The organism is Paenibacillus sp. UASWS1643 (assembly GCF_008693195.1).
In the GTDB taxonomy this organism is placed as follows: Bacteria; Bacillota; Bacilli; order Paenibacillales; family Paenibacillaceae; genus Paenibacillus; species Paenibacillus amylolyticus_B.
This window is the reverse complement of the sequence record NZ_VXKZ01000100.1, coordinates 15,782-37,259: the sequence shown is the minus strand read 5'-3', so window position 1 is coordinate 37,259 and position 21,478 is coordinate 15,782. Positions and strand designations below refer to the sequence as shown.

Genomic DNA, 21,478 nt, shown 5'->3' with positions numbered 1-21,478 from the left:
GGACTTCACCTCTTCCGTAACATCCAATTTTGTACCAGCTGGTAGATATGATGACTTAACTTGTCGGCATCATGACGCAGATAAGTCTTGAACAGAACAAGGGTATCTGCAACCACCTGATAGCCGGCGCTTTCGAGTACATTCATATCCAGTACAACCGGTTTTGCTCCTTTTTCCGCATACTTATTCTGCACTTGCAGCGGAATATCACCATTATTTACGATAACATAGTCGAAGAGCTGATGACCTATATGCTCGTTTACCGCCTTAAGGTGGTCACTTACCGTATAGTTATCTGTTTCTCCAGGCTGTGTCATCACATTACAGATAAACATCTTCACCGCATCAGCCTCTACCACAGCTTCTGCAAGCTTAGGTACGAGCAGATTGGGAAGGATGCTTGTATAGAGGCTGCCTGGCCCGATCAGAATGGCGTCAGCTTGACGAATGGCATCTACTGCCTCTGGCAACGGCTCCACGTGATCCGGTTCAAGGAAAACACGTTTGATGCGTCCACCCGCCTCAGGTATTTTGGACTCACCTGTAATAATTGTCCCATCTTCCATCTCCGCATGCAACACAACGGCCTGCCCGGCTGCTGGCAATACCTCACCTCGAACGGCAAACACGCGGCTAAGCTCCCGCACTGCGGTCACAAAGTCGCCCGAAATATCCGTCATTGCAGCCAAAATCAAATTTCCCAAGCTGTGGCCTGCAAGCCCCGCGCCTGTATTGAAACGGTACTTCAACATATCTGAAAGCAATGGTTCTACATCAGCCAGTGCCGTAAGCACGTTGCGAATGTCGCCCGGAGGCGGCATCTGTAGCTCATTGCGCAGGATGCCTGAACTCCCACCGTCATCTGCAACTGTGACGATGGCCGTGATATCCAGCGGCTTCTCTTTCAAACCGCGTAACATCACGGATAATCCGGTTCCGCCGCCCATTACAACTATTCTCGGACGTTCTCTTCGTGGTCCGGCCTCTTTCATCCCTTCACCCTCTTCAATGACGGTCCCGGTCAGCGTCGCGATGGCTTACGGTGACAGCTTCTGTCTCGCTGCTTCCCAACATCTTGCCCAAATATTCCGATATTGCTACCGAACGATGCTTGCCTCCGGTACAGCCGATTCCAATAATAACCTGGCTTTTGCCTTCCTTCCGGTATTGCGGAATCAGGAAATGCAGCATATCCAGCAGCTTGGTCAGAAACGCCTGTGTCTCTGGCCACTTCATAACATATTCGTACACATCACTATTCTGTCCCGTATTCGGTCGTAAATGTTCAATATAATGTGGATTCGGTAAAAAACGTACATCAAATACCAGATCAGCATCAATCGGAATGCCGTACTTAAATCCGAACGACGTTATATTCACTGACAGCATTTGGCTCTCCAGATGAGAAAAACGGGATATAATGCGTTCTTTCAGTTGAGCAGGCTTCATTGTACTAGTATTCAGTACCTGAGTCGCGGAGTTTTTGAGTTCCTCCAACATCTTGCGTTCCAGTCGGATGCCGTCCAGCGGCATGCCTTCAGGAGCCAGTGGATGTCTGCGCCTGCTTTCTTTGTAACGCTGAACAAGGACAGAATCTGTAGCATCCAGGAATAAAATTTCGCAATGAATGGTAAAATGATCTTTAATATAGTTCAAAGACTCGGACAGAGCCGTAAAGAATTCACGCCCGCGCAGATCGATAACCAATGCAACCTTACCAATCTTGCCGTTTGACTGTTCAATTAGTTCCGCAAATTTTGGAATCAATACCGGCGGCAGATTATCCACACAGAAGAAACCCAGATCCTCCAGGCTTTGTACTGCAATGGTTTTGCCTGCCCCGGACATGCCCGTAATGATAATGAGCGTGGCGCCTGTGCCTGGTGAGCCTTCACCTTCAAGCATAAATGTCCCCTCCTTATCATATTGCTGTCTTCATATATTGTTACGAGGGTACTAGGAACGCAAGAGAAGACCTGCCGCACCCACAATACCTGCATTATTACCAAGTGTTGCTTCCAGAATCTGAACCCCTTCTTGCAGCGGTTCCGGTGTCAACTTAGCAAATACGGTACGTATTTCATCGAACAAGAAATTGCCCGCTTTGGATACGCCACCACCAATGATGAACATCTCCGGGTTAATAACAGCAGCTACAGTAGCCATGGACTTACCCAGGTAGAAGGCCGCACGGTTTACAATGCGCTGTGCCACTTCATCGCCTGCCTTGGCAGCATCGAATACTTCTTTGGCTGCAATCTTGTCGACGAGTGCCAGTGACGTATGATCACCGCGTTCTACCGCATCCTTCGCCATACGGATAATACCCGTTGCAGACGAAACTGTTTCAACACATCCCATTTTACCACAGCCGCACTTGATGGCCTCCAGATCAGGTACAACACTGATATGCCCCAGTTCTCCCGCCATACCAGAGAAGCCTTGATAGATGTTCCCATTCAAGATCAAGCCTCCGCCGACACCTGTACCGAGTGTATAACATACACAATTGTCTACGCCTTTACCGGCTCCTGCCCATACTTCACCCAGTGCAGCCACATTCGCATCGTTATCTATTTTGATTGGCTTGCCCAAACGTTCTTCCAGAATCGAACGAATGGCTACATTCCGAAATCCGATGTTAGGGGCATGAACGATAATTCCCTCGCGTACATTCGTGAAACCGGCCACTCCAGCGCCTACACCCTCAAGCTGTTCCCAACTGTAAGGTGATTCGGCTACGATATGTCGGACATACTTCTCGATGTTGGCGATGACCGTGTCTACGCCCTTATCCACTTCAGTCGGTCCTTCATACGTATGCATTAGCTGACCTTGTTCATCGCATATACCGACCTTAATTGCTGTTCCGCCGAGATCGACCCCAACGTAGATTTTCTCAGACATGCTGCAAGCCACCTTTATCTATCTAAAATAGTTTAAGTCCTACGTACCAACTATAATTGAAGGATACGCCTGGGTCAAGACGATAAGACCTCGGATACATCATGCTTTGCCAGGGTTGTGAACCACATCACACACCATTTATGAATACGTATACATCCTCCCTTTCTCCTATTAAAAAGCAAGCTTCATTCTTCTCTAATAGAAAGGGAAGCCTCAACTCATGATATTTCACGATCACTCGTTCCATTCATAAAAGATGACAACTGTCACCTGAAAGTCATGACAATGCTTACTAAATTCCCCACGACTTTTTCCGTAAGATGAAATTATCTTATTGAACAGACGAAAGGCGTGAATAACGATGACCATGGATTCAACGGTTATCCATTTGAACAACGTAAGCAAGCAGTTTGGAAGCAAACATGCCATTAAGCATATTTCATTAAAAATCACCAGCGGCTCGGTTGTGGCCATACTCGGACCCAACGGTGCAGGCAAAACAACAACCATGAAAATGATGCTCGGCTTGTCCAGCCCTTCTTCAGGTGAAGTGACTGTGCTAGGAATGACACCGGCCCATAAACAGGTTCGTCAACGGATGGGTGTTATGTTACAGGATGTCAGTGTCATGGACGGTCTTACCGTCCGAGAGATTATTCGCATGGTTCGCAGCTACTATCCCACCCCGCTGGATGCAGATGTAATCGAAGCTTTAACTGGTCTTGCGCCAGCTGCCTTGAACCGAAGAGCAGAAAAGCTGTCTGGCGGACAGAAGCGCAGCCTGAATTTTGCAATGGCCATGGCTGGTGCCCCTGACGTTCTCTTCTTCGATGAGCCTACTGTCGGAATGGATTCCGAGACCCGTAGGCATTTCTGGATACAGATCCGCGCACTTGCGAAGCAAGGCAAAACCATCGTATTCACCACACACTACCTGCATGAGGCAGATGAAGCAGCCGATCGAATTATCCTTTTCAATGAAGGCTCCATCGTTGCAGACGGAACACCAGACAGCATCAAGGGCGGAATCACGAAACGAACGCTATCCTTTTCAATCTCCACCGATTCGAACATCCGTACTCAGATTGAAAGTTTGCCAGACATAGACCAGATTGAATACCGCAAGGACCGCTGCATTCTTCATGCCAAAGATACAGATGCTCTCATCCGCCACATCATTACCATTCAGCTTCCAGTTCAGGAGATCCGTATTGAAGCCGGACAGCTGGATGATGCCTATGCTACATTGCTCCAAACCATTAAGGAGGATCATTAATATGTCTATGCTGCTGGCCCAATCCCGAGTGGAAATGCTTCGCATTTCACGCAATCTCTATTTTGTCTTCTGGTCTTTATTGATGCCCGTCCTGTTCTACATCCTGTACACTCGTATATTTACCACGGATGCTGTGGATGCACAGCAATGGAATGCACATTATCTGATGTCCATGACCTGCTTCAGTGTGATGGGCTCGTCCATCATGACACTCGGCATTCGTCTTGTTCAAGAGAGGGTGCATGGTTGGGTCACCTATCTTCGGGTTACACCGTTGCAGAACTCCATTTATTTTGGTGGTAAAATGATTGGTCAGACCTTCATTCACCTATGCTCAATTATCATCATTTTTATATCCGGTTATCTGATTAACGGTGTTTCCCTTATTGCATTACAGTGGATTGGTTCTGCGCTCTGGATTCTGGCTGGTTCTTTACCTTTTCTTGCGCTCGGTACCTGCATTGGCACCTTTCGCCGAGTCGATACTGCCAGCGGATTAAGCAATGCATTGTATCTCTCCCTTGCCTTGCTTGGAGGTATGTGGATGCCGCTGGATGTTATGCCAGACTGGCTTGGGCAGATCGGTAGCTGGTTGCCTTCACACAGCTTCGGTAACGGAGCATGGGTCATAATAACTGGAGGCATGCCTCATATGCGAGATGTCCTACTTTTGGCAGCATATCTGGTGGGATTTATGTTACTATCCACATATATCCGCAACAAACAGAAGGAGGCGTAATTTCGACGCATGCTCCAAGGTTTCAAGCTTTTTCCCAAGAGATACGGTGTCTACCCGTATATATGGCTAATCTATTTAGCCATGCCCTTATACTATTTGTGGAACTCACATGGGCTTCAGCAATACATCGGGATTACAACTTTTGTTGTTTTCGTTCTAACCTATCGGCAACTCTATATGACTGCGGGCACATCCCACTTTTCCTATTGGCTTAGCCTGCAGATGTTATGTGTGCTTATTTTTACACTAATTCTTGATCCCAACATGTTTTTTCTTGGATTTTTCACGGCTAATTTCATTGGATGGTATTCAGATAAACGTGTTTTTCGATTCTTTCTGTTTATTTTCGCCTTCATTCAGACCATTCCCATAGCCATTATCATCACCTTCAACCAACTCAATACCGAGCGATTGCTGTTCTTTATTCCGTTTTATCTCATCATGCTGGTATCGCCCTATGGCATCAAAACGATGTTGGATCGGCAACAACTGGAAGCCGAACTCGATGAAGCGCACCAGCATATCAAAGAACTGATCAAGCGAGAAGAACGCATGCGCATTGCCCGGGATCTGCACGATACGATGGGGCATACACTCTCTTTGATTACATTAAAAAGTGAACTTGTTGCCAAACTTATCGCCAAAAATCCTGAACGAGCGATTCAAGAAGCACGTGAAATCGAGCGCACCTCACGTGCTGCCTTACGAGAAGTACGTCAACTCGTCTCCGATATGCGGGCCATCAGTATTACAGAGGCATTGGCTGATGCCAAAGAAACTTTGAAAAGTGCCGAGATCGAACTCCGACTGACTGGAAAACAGGAATCCTATGCTGATGTGCCTGACCTGACTCAGAACATGGCAAGTCTCTGTATTCTGGAGTCCGTGACGAATATCGTAAAGCACAGCAAAGCCACTCTAGGTATAATTCAACTGGAACGATTACCTGATGGAATCAGGATTATGGTCCAGGATAATGGCATTGGCATGAACTCAAATCAACATCACGGAAACGGACTGAAGGGAATGTCCGAGCGGTTGGATCTGATCGACGGCTCATTTCAGATTTCCTCGGGTTCGAAAGGAACCAGGGTCGTTATTTTCTTTCCCTTAATCGCCAGCGAACCACAAGGAGGACTATCACTATGATTCGTATATTAATTGCCGAAGACCAACGCATGCTGCGTGGTGCGCTTGCCTCCCTGCTCGATCTTGAAGATGATCTTAAAGTCATTGGAGAAGCAGGGAATGGAGAGGAAGCCTTGAGACAGATGGCTACTCTCCAGCCAGATATTTGCCTGATGGACATTGAAATGCCTGTGATGAGTGGACTTGATGTGGCTGAGCGCATTCAACAACTTGGTCTCCGTTGCCGGATCATTATCCTCACGACGTTTGCTCGGCCTGGATTCCTGGAACGAGCTATACAAGCCGGAGTTCAAGGCTATCTGCTCAAGGACGAGCCTAGTGACCGCTTGGCCGAGGCTATTCGGCGAGTGATGAACGGTGGACGAGAAGTGTCACCTGAGCTTGTTTTTGGCGCAGCCAAAGCTGTTAACCCGTTAACGGAACGGGAGAAGGAAGTACTCAAAATGGCAGCCACCGGGATGAATGCCAATCATATTGCTGCTTCCCTACATCTCTCCTACGGGACCGTACGTAACTATTTATCCGAGGCCTTCGCCAAGCTGGACGCCAAGAACCGAATGGAAGCCGTCGCTATTGCCGAGGAGAAAGGCTGGCTTTCATAGGACTTTCGTTCGCGAAGCACGATATATGGTCCAGAGAGAACTTCATTCGCGATCCATTACACCTTCTGGTGTATGGCATAGAAAAAAACGCCTTCCAGCAAACTGGAGGCGTTTTAGTCTTTTTACACACATCATTATTTACAGAACTCAGCCGTTCTTCAGCTATACGTCACAGCTTCGATTCCACACGTACCGGCTCTTCTGTCTTCTCCATCTTGTTTACATCCAGAATATCGAGCAGGAAAACGAAGATCGGAATACCAATGATCAGTCCCCAGATCCCAAGGAAGTGCTGCGACAGAATCAGTACGATAAAGGTGTAGAACATCGGCAATTTGGTCTTATGTGCCATCAGTTTCGGATTCAGGAAGTACGTCTCCAGGGCATGAATCACAATAATCATGATAATCACAATAATACTTAATTTCAGTCCACCCATCTGATACCCAATCAGACAGAGCGGTACCAGTGAGATGATAACCCCCGCCACGGGCACCAGACTGAGCAGGAACACCAGAATGGTCAACGCGAACAGATACGGGAAACCCAGAATCCATAAGCCCAGGATCGTCAGCACTGTATTGAACACCGCAATAAGAAGCTGTGCCTCAATGACTTTACCAAAAGAAGACACGAATTTGTCTCCCAGATAAGCTACTTCATTATAGAACCATCCAATTTTACTTGTTTTGAACTTGGACGTGAACTTGGATATCTCCTGCTTCTGCAACAAGAAGAACAGACTCAGAATAATAACAAGCAGAATAAATTCCAGCCACTTGCTCAAAGCGAAAATATATTTCAATGCATCATTGGTGTAATTTTTAATATCGAAAGATTGAAGATAACCCGCAATTTTGGATGCAAAATTATCACCGTCAGCACTATCGAGAAATTTCATAATTTCGTTCGTTAACTGAACGACCTGATCCACGATCCGTGGTGAATATCTGGAGATGCCGAGCACAATTACTGCGATAACAATCATATAGAGCAGGATGACCACAACTTTATAATTGATCGGAAACAACCGATTCAAACCACCTGTAATGAAGTGCTGTAACCTGTTCATGACATACGTCACCAGGAACAACAGCAGAATCATGTGCAGCATACTCCCCATACTGAACAAAACCAAACAGAACAAGAGCAGGATCAAAAATCGTCTCACTGTCGCATTCTGCAACCAATCTTTTATCATTTCCCCCAAAATCTTCACCTCACAGCTAATATGCCCCATATGTATACGAACTCATGCCCACTGTAGTTTCAAAAAAAGAGAAGCCTTCCGGCTTCTCTCATTTCATGAGACTTCCCGTTGTCTCTTATTCCTAGCTTATGCCTAACCATATGCGTGTAATGCTTATTTATCCAACGTTTCGCTCCAATCATGGACAATGCTTCCTTCAAGGAACTTCTCACAATCCATCGCGGCCATACATCCGGATCCTGCAGCCGTAATAGCTTGACGATATTTCGTATCCTGAACATCACCACAGGCGAATACACCCGGAATATTGGTCTCCGTTGTTCCCGGTTTAACCACTACATAGCCATGTTCGTCCAGTGTGATTGCATTACCCAGAAATCCGGTATTTGGTGTGTGACCAATGGCAACGAACACGCCATCTGCTTCTAGCAACTCTTCCTGCCCCGTCTCATTGTTGCGTACCTTCAGTCCTTTGACACCCATAGCTTCCGGTACGACCTCGAGTGGAGTACGGTTCAGTGCCCACTTCACCTTCTCATTGCTGCGAGCCCGATCCTGCATAATCTTGGATGCACGCAATTCATCCCGACGGTGAACCAATGTGACGTCTGTTGCAAAACGAGTCAGGAAACTCGCTTCCTCCATCGCGGAGTCACCACCGCCAACGACCACAATTTTTTTACCACGGAAGAAGAAGCCGTCACATGTCGCACATGTACTTACACCACGTCCTACATTTTCCTGCTCGCCCGGAATACCAAGATAACGTGCGGAAGCACCTGTGGAGATAATAATCGATTCAGCTTCCAGTTCACCGATTCCTCCAACTTTGACCTTGAAGGGCGGTTTGCTGAAATCAACCTCTTCCACCCAACCGTTTTTGAATTCCGCTCCAAAACGTTCAGCTTGCTTACGCATGTTGTCCATCAGTTCCGGACCCATAATACCTTGTGGGAAACCGGGGAAATTCTCAACTTCCGTTGTTGTCGTCAATTGACCACCCGGCTGAAGTCCTTCGATAACCAGCGGTTTCAGATTAGCACGAGCCAGATATATCGCTGCTGTCAGACCCGCAGGTCCCGTTCCGATCACAATCGTTCTGTATTTAGACATATAGATACAGCCTCCTTAATTAAGGTGAGAATGTGTTGTACTAGCGATGAACTTGCCAAGATGATATCCTACAGGCGTTTACGAGGCCCATTCGTTAAGTTTACCCGTTTTCCCGGTTATTGTATCCTTCACCTCATGATGTCTTTCTGAAAACAAGTGAGGGCCATTTTCTATACAAGTGGTGGATTGCTGTTACAGACCGAATGAATCTGTTTAGCATACTTGCTAACCGTTGATGCCGATATCCCATACCGCTCCGCAATGCTTTGATAGGTAACGGGCCGACTGTGATTCTTCGCTGCCAAATATTCAAGTCCCGCAGCCCAACCCTCAATCTGCTTCGTACCTGGAACCTCCGGATGTACCCGGGATACATAATCCGTCCAGAGCCGTTCCATCTCTTGCTGCAACTCAGCCTTTGCTTCAGACATCTGTAACGCACGATCAACAACAGCCTGCCAATGGGAGGTTGAACCAGTGTACGATTGCTCTGATGTGGATGGAACCTTCCCAATAGACTTCAAGGCTACAGGAGAAAAGGGTCGAACCACCTGAGAATTCCGATCCTCATGTTCAGCCGATTTCAATCCGTTCAGTACAGCTTGTGCTGCCTCAAGCAGATCCTGTTCTTCTCCAGTCTCTTCAATAAAGGATTGCAGAGCCTGCTGCACCTCATAGTCACCGATCATCCCAAGCGCATGAATAACCTGTAGCTTGGTTGCCCGATCACCATGACGTAATGCCCAGAAGAAGGATGAGCGAATCAGTGGATCATTCTTCATTTCTTCAGGTATGCCGCTACCATAGTTCTCCCACTGTCTGAACTGCTCATCAAATGGCAGATGATAGTGATAACTCAGCTTCTCAGGCTCTTGCTCGCCTTGCCGTACAGCCTCAAGACCTGACAGATAGTATCGAGATACTTCCGAACCCGGGTCAAGCTTAGATACATGATGCCATAGACGCTCAGCGGCGTCATAACGCTCTGTATTATAAGCTGCTACTGCTGCATAGTGAGCAAGTGCCGGATCACCAGCCGTCTCTTCATCCTTGAGCAAACGCCGGAAATGAACATAGGCCGTATCGTGCTGACCCAGAATTCCCATCGTTGTAGCCAGTTTGTAGACTTGTTCGTGCTGGAATGGCACGATGACCCGCAATTTTTTGATCAAAAGCAGAACTTGATCTGCCCGGTTCTCATTTTGATGGAAAATGGCCAGATTACAGAGTGCATGCAGATTACCTGGTTCCTGTTCAAGCACTTCGGCAATGGTCTCTTTTGCTTTGGGAAACAGACCCATATAATAGTAGGCGAGTGCCAGATTGTTACGGGCAGCCAAGTAATCAGGATAATCAGAAGACATGCCTTCGAGCAATTCAGCAGCCTGTGCAAATTTCCCTTCTTCCAGCAGTTCCCGTGCCTGATCGTGCTCCACTACACCTTTGCGTGATTTGATTCGATTCAGTTTGGCCGGACGATCCAGCTCATAATACAGAAGCTCCATCATCTCTTCGGCCTCCGTCATGAACTGACCTTGGGTGTCCTCCTCCAGATAGGTAACAAGTGCTTGCTCGGCTTCCTCAAACCGATCCATATTTGCATAATTGTTCGCCATATAAAAATAACATTCCGTCATCGACGGATCTACCACTTCCAGCACGTTAGCCAGAATGGCATTGGAGGCTTCGTAATCCCCCTTCTCCGATAATATACCCGCCATATTACAATGATTTACCGGATTTTCCGGCTCGTATTCAACAGCTTTGCGAAAATATTTTAATGCCTTGTCGACATGATTACGGTCCAGCGAGCGGACAGCTCTTTCAAAAAAGAAAGAAGCATCCAAGTGAATCGGTATTATATTGGCAAGGTGTCCCTCAGCCCGCACTAGCTTGCCCTTCATCTTCCAAGGCACCTCCTCTTTGCGTTTCATTCATACTCTTCAGTATACCACATCTTAAGGCCCACTTCTCAATATGTAGTTTCATGTCGTTTATGAAAAAAATGCAAAAGAAGGTGATATTCCATTTTGCGGAAACCTATCACCTTGAAGCGTTGTTTATTCAGTTGTTTATTCAAAGGAAACCCATCTTTTCTTAGAGACTCCTGCACTCGCTTGCCAAGGATCTATTTGCAGTATTGCATTAGTCCATTCTTATCACTTACTGGACGTCTAACTGGATTCGGTCCGGTTATGATGAGATGAGTGTAGTATATGGTATTATTATCCTTATTGTCCTTTTTACTGGTTTATCTCCATTAAAAATCAAACAACGTATATTAGCTCTGTCCTTCAGCCTCTTTTTCGCGTATGTAATTAAAAATAAAGACACATCATTATTATTTTAAGGAGATGTTATATTGACGATCTCGAAGATAAAACCAATTATATTCATCTTAATCTGCTTGTTTGCTTTGAATGGATGTTCAAAAGATATAGAAAACATAGAAAATCAGTTTACATTAGATGATGTACTGAGAGCGCTCGAGTCTCAAGAACTGGATTTAGTGTCCTTTGGTATAACCGGGTATCCTTTGAAATTAAACGACGTTGTACCTGAGGTGTACTCCGTTGAAGTGCCCGTGGAAGAAGAACCATATAGCCCTGAATTTATACATTTTTATATTTTCAATTCTGAAAAAGATCGCATCAACGGGACAAAAGAATTCAATACACATATGGAAAGCGCCCAATTCACAACATTCCCTTTTCTATATGAGAAAGGAAATGTTTTTATCGTTTACTGGAGCAAAACCAAAGATAATCCTATGTTCACTAAACCAATCGAGACTGCGTTAGAGCAACTGAAATGATAATAGTTCATACATTACTGGACTGAGCTCGATAGTGGGAATATCATTTAGAACGTTAATTGCAGTCATTCGTCATTCGTGAAAAAAAGAAGACCGATTCCATAGGCTCGGTCTTCTAACTGTTATGGCTTTAAAGATCCAACAGATTTAAAGCTTCAACGCTATCAAAGGTGAAAGTGAAATATGAAGGGTTTTATCAAACGGCGTCATGAAATTGACCAGCACAACCTTACACTTGTCCGGCAGTTTTGCCTCACGTACCGTTGCCGCCAGATGCCCCAGCTCGCCCCCGGTGATCTCCAGCCAGTCTTCTCCGCAGGTATAGCGTAATGTACCGCCTTTCCACAAATAGTGACCCTCACTCGTTTCAATCGCGTCCTCACAGGTAAGCTCACCTTCACTTCCAAACACAAAGGACAATTGCATCATCGTATCCTCCGGTTCATTCCCTGTGAGATGCATCGTCCAGCCATTTTCCGTATGCAGAACTTCTGCCCCTACGCGCAATGTCTGCTCATGAGTAAGTTGACGACTCTGATGGGGTAACAAATACCAAGGACTTATAGTTGATGCAGCAGATTCCGGCAGGAGTTCCGTAGGAATCGGACCGTAGTACCCTTTCTTCTGTTCACCCGTTAGATGATATCCCTCGGGCAGCTTCGTCATGTTTTGCATGGGTACATATCCTGGATTAAAATAAGAAGCCAGTTGCACAGCAAGCAGACGTATCTTACCGTGTCGGAGTGCAAAGAAAGGCGGAACTTCTGTCATGACAGTTACGCTTGTCTCACCTTCACGGATTCGGGCCACAGGAGCACCAAAGTCCGTGTGCATCCGACTGTGAGAGATTCGTCCATGATGTCCAGTCGAACCCATCTGCCCCAGATATTGCTCGCGTACAAAATGTTCATTCAGCATCAACTCGTAATTTTCCGGGAGCGAATTCTTCGTACCACTGGTTTGTTGAAGATCAGGTTCCAGTAACAATCTAACGAGAGCGTTGACCGAGCATACGCCCGGGTCCGTTAATGCACTATCTGCCCATGTTGCCATGCCCGCAAAAATGGAGTCACCATCTATCTTCGCCAAGATCGCATACGGTAGATAATAGGACGACAAGTCGTGAATGCTTCCCAGATCCTGCCGACCAGAATAATCTGTCACAATCTCACCCGTGGGATGCACCAGATACACCATCATACGAAGATTTAGACGCACCGGCTCCAGCAACTCTGGACGCTTGAGCAGACGTGCCGCATGAATGAGCATAATGTCACTTACCGCATTATAGATTCCGTTGCTTCGTTCGGTCCACTCCCCATCGGGTGTAATATCCATGCCTTCCGCCAGCCACTGCTCTGCGCGCTGCACAGCTTCCTCCACACCAAAAATATCATCCAAGAAACCGAGCGCCGCGCATAGCACCCAGCGATGATTCGGCGTATGACAGCCTCCTGTAAGCATGGTTGGGATTGTCCGTTCTAGAAATAGCCTCATATTGTTCAATACAGGTTGCAGTGGCTCCCATTGTTGCTGTAGAAGAAGCTGATACAACTGTGAGTACCCCACAACTACAAATGCGGTATCGGGAGGGGAATGGTAATTAGTCCAGCCTGGCGATATTGAACCATCTTCATGCTGGAAGCGAAGTACATATTCCGTGGCTAACAGCAGTCGATTTAACAAAGCTTCGTCCCGGTAATAGATAGAGTCCGGATTGGAAAGCGCTGCTCCCCAGTAACACATATCCGTGGGCGTTCCAGTCGTATGGTTGACCCAGGCAACACCTGTATAGGGATCGATAGTCCCTCCATAGTAACGGCTTTCCGGGTCAAGCATCTGCCGGGATATGCCTCTTTCTACCGCTCTGTCATTACTCTCCACCAATTGTTTATACATGTGCAGTCCCTCCATACCAATGCATTCTCCCGATGTGAGGAGTATGTTGCTCCAGCGCCTTCAATTCAGAACGGAGGCATAAGCATACCGCCGTAAGTGAGTTCATTTTTTCTCGTCAGTATATACCATATAACAACAAAAGTCGCTAGAAAATACGTGCTTGTATAACTACATATTTAGGGTCTTCGTCCCTGAGGAAATAGTCGTTGAACACACCCTATGAACGCGACAACTGTTTCCAAAATCACCACGCCTACTCTGTCACTCCAAGCTTTTTCATAAGCAAGTCATGACTCTCATGGATCTCTTCTGCCTTACAGGCAGACTTCAACTCATACACCTTCACCTGTGCGCGGCGAATCATCGGCAGATAGGCATCATAGAAGTTCATATCCTTACTGTGTACATACGGGCACCAGTGATCAGAGAGACCAAGTGTCTCATGGATATGGACCCCTACGATATCATCCATCAGCCCCTGCATTTCTCCCACACTGTCATAAAGGCCCATTCGGTCCATCATGATGGCATGACCGGTATCGTACCAGATACCAACCGGAGCCCCTTTGAGGGCCGTGATGATGGTCTTGGCTTCGGCAAGGGTAGGAATCTGTTGTGGTCGCGATCTTGTCTCGATGCCAAAACGAACATTCAGACCTTTAGCTGCCGCCCGATTGCATACCTCATCCAAACTGGCGATAATTTTCTCCACATACCCTGAACTGAGGGCTTCCCGCCGCTCCATCAATTCAGCCCATTTGCTGCGATACTTCGGTGAGTCCGGACCTTCCTCGTTATAGATCCTTCCAAGGTCTTTGCTGATATCCTCAGGAAAAGGTACCTCTCCCGGGTGTACAACAACAGCTTCTCCCCCATAACGTTGGGCATATTCAGCCGACTCCACCAGTAATTCGATCGCCCGCTTACGTTTCACTTCATCTTCGAAGCCGAGCAAGATGGAATCCGTACCGTAGTCTGGATCAGGATCATGTGGAAAAGTGTTGTGGACACTAGAAATTCCGATCTCTCCACGCTCAATCATGGGCTCAATCGTCGTGAGCATCTCCTTCGTCACATTATAATTGAGCTCCACCCGACGAAAGCCGAGATCCGCAATCTCCCGAATCATATCTTCCCCGACATCATGTTTTCGGATATTCCAGCATGTGGAGAACGAATATATCCCCTTATCTATGTCCTGCATCTATTTTCCTTCTCCTCCCTCTGGCTAAACTTTTTACACCAGCCTTAACTCAACCTTTTACCGCGCCAAGCATCGCACCGCTGACAAAATACTTTTGCAGCCACGGATAAACAAGCAGGATGGGTACCGTTGCAAATACAACTGTAGCTGCCTTGAGACTTTCCGGAGTCAGTGGTGTGCGGTTAGCACCTTCCATCAATGTAAGTTCACTCACCATGTTGTTTTGAACCATTTGGAAGAGCTTCAGTTGTAGTGGATACAACTTGGGATCATTAATATACAACAGTGAATCCTGGAATCCATTCCAGCGACCAACCGCATAGAATAGCGCTAATGTGGCAAGTACAGGCATGGATAATGGCAGTATGATTTTGAATAGCGTGTGTACATGTGAGCTACCGTCAATTTCTGCTGATTCTTCCAGACTTTCAGGAATGCCTCTGAAAAATGAGATCAGGATAATCAGGTTAAATGGACTTACCAGTCCGGGTAAGATCAGCGCCCAAACAGAATTCAGCATATTGAGATCACGAATGAGCAAATACTCGGGAATCATCCCGCCACTGAAGAACATCGTAATGATGATGACATACATGAAGAGCTTGCGCCCTTTCAATTTTTTCTTGGTTAACGGGTATGCAGCAGCAAGTGTGAATAACATGCACAACACTGTGGTCGCCACTGTCAGAACAGTCGTAAAGCCCAGTGAATATAGCATGGATTGATCAGAGAATACTTGAATATACGCATCCCAGTTAAATTCTTTAGGAAAAATGGTCACTTCTCCCGAAGTAATAGCCCGGTTAGAACTTAGAGATATAGCAATGGTGTGCAAAAATGGAGCCAAACAGAATATAACAAACAAACTGATAAAGGAGATATTAACGATATCAAAAATCCGATTTGAGGTGCGTTCACTCATATGCGCACAGCTCCTTTACTGATGGTCTATACATACAAGCCGATTGGCGTATCTTTCATACTTCGATAACTTATAAAATGCCTTCGCCGGTTGCCTTTTTTGAAATATAGTTAGAGCCAAGTACAAAGATTAGCCCTACAACAGCCTGAAATAGTCCTACGACAGTTGCCAGCGTGTATTGTCCTGATTCAAGGCCGACCCTGTATACAAATGTACTAAGTACATCTGAATATTCACGTACGGCTGTGTTACCGATAATATAAGGCCGATCAAAACCAATGCTGACCATATGTCCGAGATTAAGAATAAGCAAGGTCACTATGGTTGGTTTAATACTTGGCAACGTTATATGCCAGATTCTTTTCAGTCTTGAAGCTCCGTCAATCTCGGCGGCCTCAAACAATTCCTTGTTCACACCGGTTAATGCAGCCAAATAAAGAATGGTACCCCATCCTGCACTCTGCCAGACACCTGTAAACAGGTACGTCACAAGCCATGGGTTTTTCTCTGTCAAGAATGGTATTGAATTTAAGCCCATACTTTCCAACACACCGTTAACCATACCGGATTGATTGCCGAACAATTGGTATACAATTCCCCCGATGATAACCCAGGAGATAAAGTGAGGAATGTACAGAATCGTTTGCGATATTTTTTTAAACCATTTAAATCGAACTTCATAGAGCATGATGGCCAATAAAATTGGAGCAGGGAACGAAACAAGCAGGTCGAGGAAATTTAGCATGAAGGTATTTCGTAATGTGGTGTAGAAGTCCCGCATTCCAAATACTTCACGGAAAGCATCGAAACCGATCCACTCACTCCCGTTGATGCCCTGAAACAAGTTGAAATCCTTAAAAGCGATCTGAACCCCGTACATTGGGCCGTAACGAAAGATCAAGAAGTAGATCAGAGGCAGTGAGATGAGCGCATATAATTGCCAATACCTTTTCAAGTATGTGATGGTCAAGTCGGTTTCCTCCTATCAACAGAGAAACGGCTGTGCCGCCCATACTGGCGGCACACGTTCCTTCCAAAGTTATGCGGTAAATTACATATTGATTTAGTAATCACAAGATGAACCTGCTTATTTAATAACGCTTACTGAAGTGCTGCTTCAAGCTCTTTCTTCAGTTCTGTGCCACCCAGTGACATGAAATCATTCATTTCTTTTTCATATACCGCTTCGAAGTCTGCCGGTTTAGCCATCGCAGTTTTCACAATAAGCACTTTCAACTTATCATTTAGCGCTGTACCATATTTAGATTCTGCTTCAATTGGTTTGCTGAAGATAACCGGGCCGATCGTATCCGTATTAGCGATATCAATGGACTGTCTCATCAGCTCCTGGTTACGTTCTGGGAAGCCTGCAATCCATGCGGCTTCATTGGCTGCCTGATCTCCAACAACTTTACCGTTGGCAATAATGGCCATGTCACCACCGTTGTAGATACGATCTTTGACATCCTGTGGTGCATCATCTTTAACAACTGGAACACCATCAACCATATCGTAATTTTCACCTTCGACACCGGTGTTCATCTCTAGCAAGTTCGTTCCAGAAGCCATCCAGTCTAGGTATTTCACTGCTTCAACCGAACGTTTGCTGCTTTTTGGAATCATGATGTACATACCGTTGCTACCATAGCGTGATTTGATGTGTTTATTGTCCACATTCGAGTTGGTGTAAGCGTCAACTGCTACAACTTTGCTATCCGGTACATTTTTGTACAAATTATCAAGCATACCATCTGCATACAGAATCTGACCTACGTCCTCAGACATGTAGCCGATATTACCGTTCTGGAAGTCTTTGACCAATTGCGTTTTTTCTTCATCAAGACTGAAGTCCTTGCTGATCAGACCTTCATTGTAAAGCTTGTTAAGGAACTGCATCGCATCTTTGAAGCCATCATGCAATGGTAGCTCGTAACGCTGACTGTAAGTAAGTCCATCTTGTACGGGTTTAATAAATGAGTAAATCAATGTCTCGTACTGGGCTGGGGCAAGTGCCATACCCATTGGGATGTTTTTGCTGCCCAGATTACCCGGATCTTTCTCTTTAAATGCTTTCAGCGTTTCGTAAAGCTCATCCGTTGTCGTTGGAGCCTTCATTCCAACTTTGTCGAGCCAATCCTGGCGGATATAAGAATTGTAGCGGGAAGTAATGGCACGTTTACCCGGAATAGCGAATTGCTGACCTTCAAGCTGACCGAATTTCAACAGGTCTTCGCCGAGATATTCTTTTAAGTTAGGTGCATGTTCATTAAGAAGTTCACCTACTTCAGTTAGACCACCTTGCTGAGCATAACGGTAGAACACACTGGAGTCGTATACAAACACAATATCTGGAACGTCACTGGGGCTGGCCATTAACACGTTGAGCTTGGTTGTTTCTTCTGAACGTTGAACAGGTACGAATTGCACATCAATGTTATTCGGATCGCCGAATTTCTCTTGAACAAATTTAGTTAAGTAGTTGTTAGTGATCGTATGTGGAGAAGGACTGTTACCACGATCGAAAACCTCCACTTTCAAAGTAACACGCTCACCATTCGTTGTTGCCCCGCCTTCTGCTGATTCTTTTTCTGATGCAGACGAGCACCCCGCAAGTAAGGACACTCCCATTACCATCGTAAGTGCCAGACCCATCCATTTCTTCTTACTCCCTTTGGTTGCTTTTCCAATCATTTTGTCATCCCCTTTTACTTTGCGTGAATGTTTAAGGCTTGCTCCGAGTATTCCACATCTTCCCGAACTCTAGCAATAAACCAGTTTCGGAAGCGCTTACAAACGGAATTTAGTTTATGTGATAAGCCCATTTTCGCAGACTGATTATTTTCCCAAAGCTGCACTGCACTAGGCTAAGATGGCTCTCAACGCCTCACGACTCGGAACTGCCTGTCCCCATTCGGATAAACCATTTTCACACACTGCCTATATTCGTAAACGGGGAAAAACAGGAATATACGCTTGTTATCCTGCAAAAACAGTTGCGTACGATCTCGGGCAGCAGAGAACTGTTCAACGAAAACAGGGCGAACCTCTGCAAGCCTGCTCTCCTGGTGGAAAGTGACTGCATGAAATTCTCCCTGTGCTATCCTGATCTACAGACCTCAGAATAAGATCATAATTGCGTTACTCTTCGGGTTCTCGATGTTCTCGTTTCAAACGACGATAATCTCCTGGTGTAATGCCCGTTACCCGTTTAAATACACGTCCCAACGTAATTCCATTTGCATACCCAACCTTCAGGGCAATATCCTGCAGAGAGTAGTCGGTATTGAGCAAAAGCTGCTCTGTCTCCTTCATGCGAAGCTCTGTAACAAAATCAACAAACTTCATGTTGAATTCTGTCTTGAACAAATAACTCGCATGTTTGCCCGTAATCTGGAATCGGTCGCTCAGATGTTTCAATGAAAGATCAGGATTCGCAAACTGTTCTTCGATATAATTTTTCATTTCGTTGACCATGGCTTTGTAACTCTTGGTTTCCGTTACTGCCACATACGTTCTGAACATGTCCGTCAAACCATCGAACAAAAGACTTTTCACATCCGTAAGCGTCTCTGCCTCTTCCACAGCACTTAACCATCTGTTGATATTTTCTTCGGACAGCTCTTCCTGAAGCCCTTCCGACATCATGGACACCTCTCGGCTGAGCATCTGCAACATGGCTTGAATCAGAGAACGAATCTCGTCATCCGGCAGTTTGTTCTGTTCAAATGCTGTAAAGATCTCCTCCAACTGTTCCCGCCACTGTCCACTCGACATCCGGAACCGCTTAACAAAGTCCGCAATCATCTGCAGATAGGTATAGGTATCCAGCAAAGGATGCTGTGGTTCATCGCAGTCTGCTTGGCCGACATCTCCATTCATCAACAGTTTGCGTTGCATTACCGCTTCCGCAGCCATATAGGAATCTCGTATTGTACCGATTCCCTGAGCAAGAGGTCCAATACCAAAGCTTAAGGAAATGCGTAGATTTTGTTCTACCCATGATTTGCATTCTTCAGCTACAATACGAATCTGCCCAGACATGTCCAAGTTGCTATCATTCTGTTCTTTGAACACAAAAAGGATTGCAATTCGATCTACACTAATCCATTCCATCCAGCATTGTACTCCCGTATTACGTGACAGCTCTTGTAAAACGTTCATCAAGGCAAACTTCAGCGTATTTTGTTCACCTCTCGTGTACCTCTCCTGAAATCCCTTCTCATAACGGTTAATCTCTCCAACAACAACCACAAAGCGCGAGGAGTCATGCACGTCATTCAGTGGAGAGAGCTCCTTTAATTGCTCTGCTACATTTTCGATGTGTTCACCATGCAATAGGGCATTGAACAACTTGCTACGCTGCATGAGTACATTTTCCCTGCTTTTCTTGTCATAATCCATCATGTGATTAATCAGATTCTCAAGTACACCATCAATCATCTTCATCTCATCCGTGCGAGCTCCCGAGTGTTCAAACGCCCGTATCTGATGAGACTCAATCCGGTTCATGATGATTTGAATGGGTTTATAGTTACGACGAGTAATATACACGATATACACAATCGCACAGATGACCGTCACAATGGCAATGATTACCCATACATAAGAAACGACAGATACCCAGCCAAATAAATTGCCGGCCTTAATTCCACTGGATATTGTCCATCCCAGTCTTTCTAGTGGTAACTTATTCAGTTCCTGACCGTCTATCGATCCCTCTTGGTCCGAGTGTGCATTGTACACAACCTTACCGTCCCGATCCGTAATCGTCAGAAATGAGAGCTGACCATTAACCATACTATCTACGCTCTGTTCAATGCTGCTCATCTTGATATTAATGACCAATGTGCCCTGAGAGCCAAAAGGCAAAGGCATTTCCTTGTTCACGGTTAATACGCGAGTCGGGTTACGTTGAACAGAATCTGCATCGAATTCCCGGACTGGCTGCCAGCCTGAACCGATAGACCCGGTAGCCATCTGATCAATCCATGCCTTATCCGAGAAACTTTCCGCTTCTCTGGAACCACTTACGGTAAGAACATGTTTATTTCGCTTGTCATATAGATAGATGGATTGAATCCATGAGGACGAATTGGTTAACTCACGTAAATTCTGCGCAATTGCATACACCGTGTCCGAGCTGGTCAGGTTGGTATTATTAAAATAGAGTTTGTATGCCTGCTGACTCTGTACCGTTTCCAGGATGGATAGTTCAATATCCCTGATTGTGCGATCCACCGTGTCTATCATATAACTGGAGGAGATCCGGTCTGCTTTTTTCGTTTCCTCTTTGGAGATGTCATTGATGAAAACAAACGCGATGAAAATGAGTATGGTCACCGTAAGAAAAAAAATTGGGAAATACGAGAACAGTAACCGGTAGTACCAATTACGAGACAATAGACCCCACTCCTCACTCCACGATGCCAATGTTCTCAGCCGTGGTTCTACTGTTCAGCATCCATCTCACCTTGAGGGCTGAATGCTATAATGATAACGCTATCATAACTGATTTTATGTTATTATAGCACAAGCCTCTGAGCAGCAATGCAAGAATTGAATTCCAAGAGCCAAAACAAAAAAACCGTGCTGAGCAGACAACAACTCAGACACGGGACAGTTCATCTGGCAGCACACCGTTA

The 21,478-nt window shown here is 45.8% G+C and carries 17 protein-coding genes; 5 read left to right on the top strand and 12 right to left on the bottom strand.

Features of this window, described 5'->3' with window-relative positions; translation table 11 throughout:
* Window positions 1–5: 5 nt before the first annotated feature.
* The 3 genes from FE296_RS07875 to FE296_RS07865 are packed head-to-tail and all read right to left on the bottom strand — an operon-like array spanning window position 6 to window position 2,907.
* A complete protein-coding gene (locus tag FE296_RS07875) occupies window positions 6–992 on the bottom strand; it encodes a gluconeogenesis factor YvcK family protein (protein ID WP_150364661.1) in 987 nt (328 codons plus the stop codon).
* Window positions 993–1,005: 13 nt separating this feature from the next.
* Window positions 1,006–1,905: an RNase adapter RapZ gene (rapZ, locus tag FE296_RS07870; RefSeq protein ID WP_047841457.1), complete on the bottom strand. Its 900-nt coding sequence runs from the start codon at window positions 1,903–1,905 to the stop codon at window positions 1,006–1,008.
* Window positions 1,906–1,956: 51 nt separating this feature from the next.
* Window positions 1,957–2,907: an ROK family glucokinase gene (locus tag FE296_RS07865; protein WP_062837749.1), complete on the bottom strand. Its 951-nt coding sequence runs from the start codon at window positions 2,905–2,907 to the stop codon at window positions 1,957–1,959.
* A 361-nt stretch (window positions 2,908–3,268) separates the two neighbouring features.
* On the opposite strand from FE296_RS07865, the gene FE296_RS07860 reads away from it, so the two are divergent.
* From FE296_RS07860 to FE296_RS07845, 4 genes are read left to right on the top strand one after another with little or no spacing between them, the layout of a single operon-like run.
* Window positions 3,269–4,183 carry an ABC transporter ATP-binding protein gene (locus tag FE296_RS07860; protein ID WP_317889404.1) on the top strand — a complete coding sequence of 305 codons (915 nt, stop codon included), beginning with the start codon at window positions 3,269–3,271 and terminating at the stop codon, window positions 4,181–4,183.
* Window position 4,184: 1 nt separating this feature from the next.
* Window positions 4,185–4,922, top strand: coding sequence for an ABC transporter permease (locus FE296_RS07855; protein ID WP_150364660.1), 738 nt, complete (start codon window positions 4,185–4,187; stop codon window positions 4,920–4,922).
* 9 nt (window positions 4,923–4,931) lie between these two features.
* Entirely contained in the window at window positions 4,932–6,071 is a 1,140-nt protein-coding gene (locus FE296_RS07850; RefSeq protein WP_150364659.1) for a sensor histidine kinase, read from the top strand.
* Entirely contained in the window at window positions 6,068–6,673 is a 606-nt protein-coding gene (locus tag FE296_RS07845; protein WP_150364658.1) for a response regulator transcription factor, read from the top strand. The genes FE296_RS07850 and FE296_RS07845 overlap by 4 nt, the downstream gene beginning before the upstream one ends.
* A gap of 169 nt (window positions 6,674–6,842) precedes the next feature.
* Here the strand turns inward: FE296_RS07845 and FE296_RS07840 are convergent, their stop codons facing one another.
* The 3 genes from FE296_RS07840 to FE296_RS07830 all read right to left on the bottom strand — a co-directional run bounded on the left by FE296_RS07840 (window position 6,843) and on the right by FE296_RS07830 (window position 10,900).
* Entirely contained in the window at window positions 6,843–7,874 is a 1,032-nt protein-coding gene (locus tag FE296_RS07840) for an AI-2E family transporter (RefSeq protein ID WP_124118318.1), read from the bottom strand.
* Between the two features lie 162 nt (window positions 7,875–8,036).
* Entirely contained in the window at window positions 8,037–8,996 is a 960-nt protein-coding gene (gene trxB, locus FE296_RS07835; RefSeq protein WP_124118319.1) for a thioredoxin-disulfide reductase, read from the bottom strand.
* Window positions 8,997–9,166: 170 nt separating this feature from the next.
* A complete protein-coding gene (locus tag FE296_RS07830; protein ID WP_150364657.1) occupies window positions 9,167–10,900 on the bottom strand; it encodes a tetratricopeptide repeat protein in 1,734 nt (577 codons plus the stop codon).
* A 458-nt stretch (window positions 10,901–11,358) separates the two neighbouring features.
* On the opposite strand from FE296_RS07830, the gene FE296_RS07825 reads away from it, so the two are divergent.
* Window positions 11,359–11,811 (top strand): hypothetical protein, encoded by a 453-nt coding sequence (locus FE296_RS07825; RefSeq protein ID WP_150364656.1) that lies wholly within the window; start codon window positions 11,359–11,361, stop codon window positions 11,809–11,811.
* 147 nt (window positions 11,812–11,958) lie between these two features.
* Here FE296_RS07825 and FE296_RS07820 read toward each other — a convergent pair whose 3' ends face one another.
* The 6 genes from FE296_RS07820 to FE296_RS07795 all read right to left on the bottom strand — a co-directional run bounded on the left by FE296_RS07820 (window position 11,959) and on the right by FE296_RS07795 (window position 21,236).
* A complete protein-coding gene (locus FE296_RS07820) occupies window positions 11,959–13,710 on the bottom strand; it encodes a hypothetical protein (protein WP_150364655.1) in 1,752 nt (583 codons plus the stop codon).
* Between the two features lie 253 nt (window positions 13,711–13,963).
* Window positions 13,964–14,914, bottom strand: coding sequence for a sugar phosphate isomerase/epimerase family protein (locus FE296_RS07815; protein WP_124118324.1), 951 nt, complete (start codon window positions 14,912–14,914; stop codon window positions 13,964–13,966).
* A gap of 49 nt (window positions 14,915–14,963) precedes the next feature.
* Window positions 14,964–15,836 (bottom strand): carbohydrate ABC transporter permease, encoded by an 873-nt coding sequence (locus FE296_RS07810; RefSeq protein ID WP_062837759.1) that lies wholly within the window; start codon window positions 15,834–15,836, stop codon window positions 14,964–14,966.
* A 70-nt stretch (window positions 15,837–15,906) separates the two neighbouring features.
* Window positions 15,907–16,806, bottom strand: coding sequence for an ABC transporter permease (locus FE296_RS07805; RefSeq protein WP_124118325.1), 900 nt, complete (start codon window positions 16,804–16,806; stop codon window positions 15,907–15,909).
* A gap of 131 nt (window positions 16,807–16,937) precedes the next feature.
* Window positions 16,938–18,527, bottom strand: a complete 1,590-nt coding sequence (locus FE296_RS07800; RefSeq protein WP_150364654.1) for an extracellular solute-binding protein — start codon at window positions 18,525–18,527, stop codon at window positions 16,938–16,940.
* A 447-nt stretch (window positions 18,528–18,974) separates the two neighbouring features.
* Window positions 18,975–21,236 (bottom strand): helix-turn-helix domain-containing protein, encoded by a 2,262-nt coding sequence (locus FE296_RS07795; RefSeq protein WP_150364653.1) that lies wholly within the window; start codon window positions 21,234–21,236, stop codon window positions 18,975–18,977.
* Between the last annotated feature and the right edge of the window lie 242 nt (window positions 21,237–21,478).

Coding starts and splice junctions, on each gene's coding strand:
- FE296_RS07865 (WP_062837749.1), bottom strand. CDS start 2,907: ATGTCTGAGAAAATCTACGTTGGGGTCGATCTCGGCGGAACAGCAATT.
- trxB (WP_124118319.1), bottom strand. CDS start 8,996: ATGTCTAAATACAGAACGATTGTGATCGGAACGGGACCTGCGGGTCTG.
- FE296_RS07815 (WP_124118324.1), bottom strand. CDS start 14,914: ATGCAGGACATAGATAAGGGGATATATTCGTTCTCCACATGCTGGAAT.
- FE296_RS07875 (WP_150364661.1), bottom strand. CDS start 992: ATGAAAGAGGCCGGACCACGAAGAGAACGTCCGAGAATAGTTGTAATG.
- FE296_RS07855 (WP_150364660.1), top strand. CDS start 4,185: ATGTCTATGCTGCTGGCCCAATCCCGAGTGGAAATGCTTCGCATTTCA.
- FE296_RS07840 (WP_124118318.1), bottom strand. CDS start 7,874: ATGATAAAAGATTGGTTGCAGAATGCGACAGTGAGACGATTTTTGATC.
- rapZ (WP_047841457.1), bottom strand. CDS start 1,905: ATGCTTGAAGGTGAAGGCTCACCAGGCACAGGCGCCACGCTCATTATC.
- FE296_RS07810 (WP_062837759.1), bottom strand. CDS start 15,836: ATGAGTGAACGCACCTCAAATCGGATTTTTGATATCGTTAATATCTCC.
- FE296_RS07830 (WP_150364657.1), bottom strand. CDS start 10,900: ATGAAGGGCAAGCTAGTGCGGGCTGAGGGACACCTTGCCAATATAATA.
- FE296_RS07820 (WP_150364655.1), bottom strand. CDS start 13,710: ATGTATAAACAATTGGTGGAGAGTAATGACAGAGCGGTAGAAAGAGGC.
- FE296_RS07850 (WP_150364659.1), top strand. CDS start 4,932: ATGCTCCAAGGTTTCAAGCTTTTTCCCAAGAGATACGGTGTCTACCCG.
- FE296_RS07860 (WP_317889404.1), top strand. CDS start 3,269: ATGACCATGGATTCAACGGTTATCCATTTGAACAACGTAAGCAAGCAG.
- FE296_RS07845 (WP_150364658.1), top strand. CDS start 6,068: ATGATTCGTATATTAATTGCCGAAGACCAACGCATGCTGCGTGGTGCG.
- FE296_RS07800 (WP_150364654.1), bottom strand. CDS start 18,527: ATGATTGGAAAAGCAACCAAAGGGAGTAAGAAGAAATGGATGGGTCTG.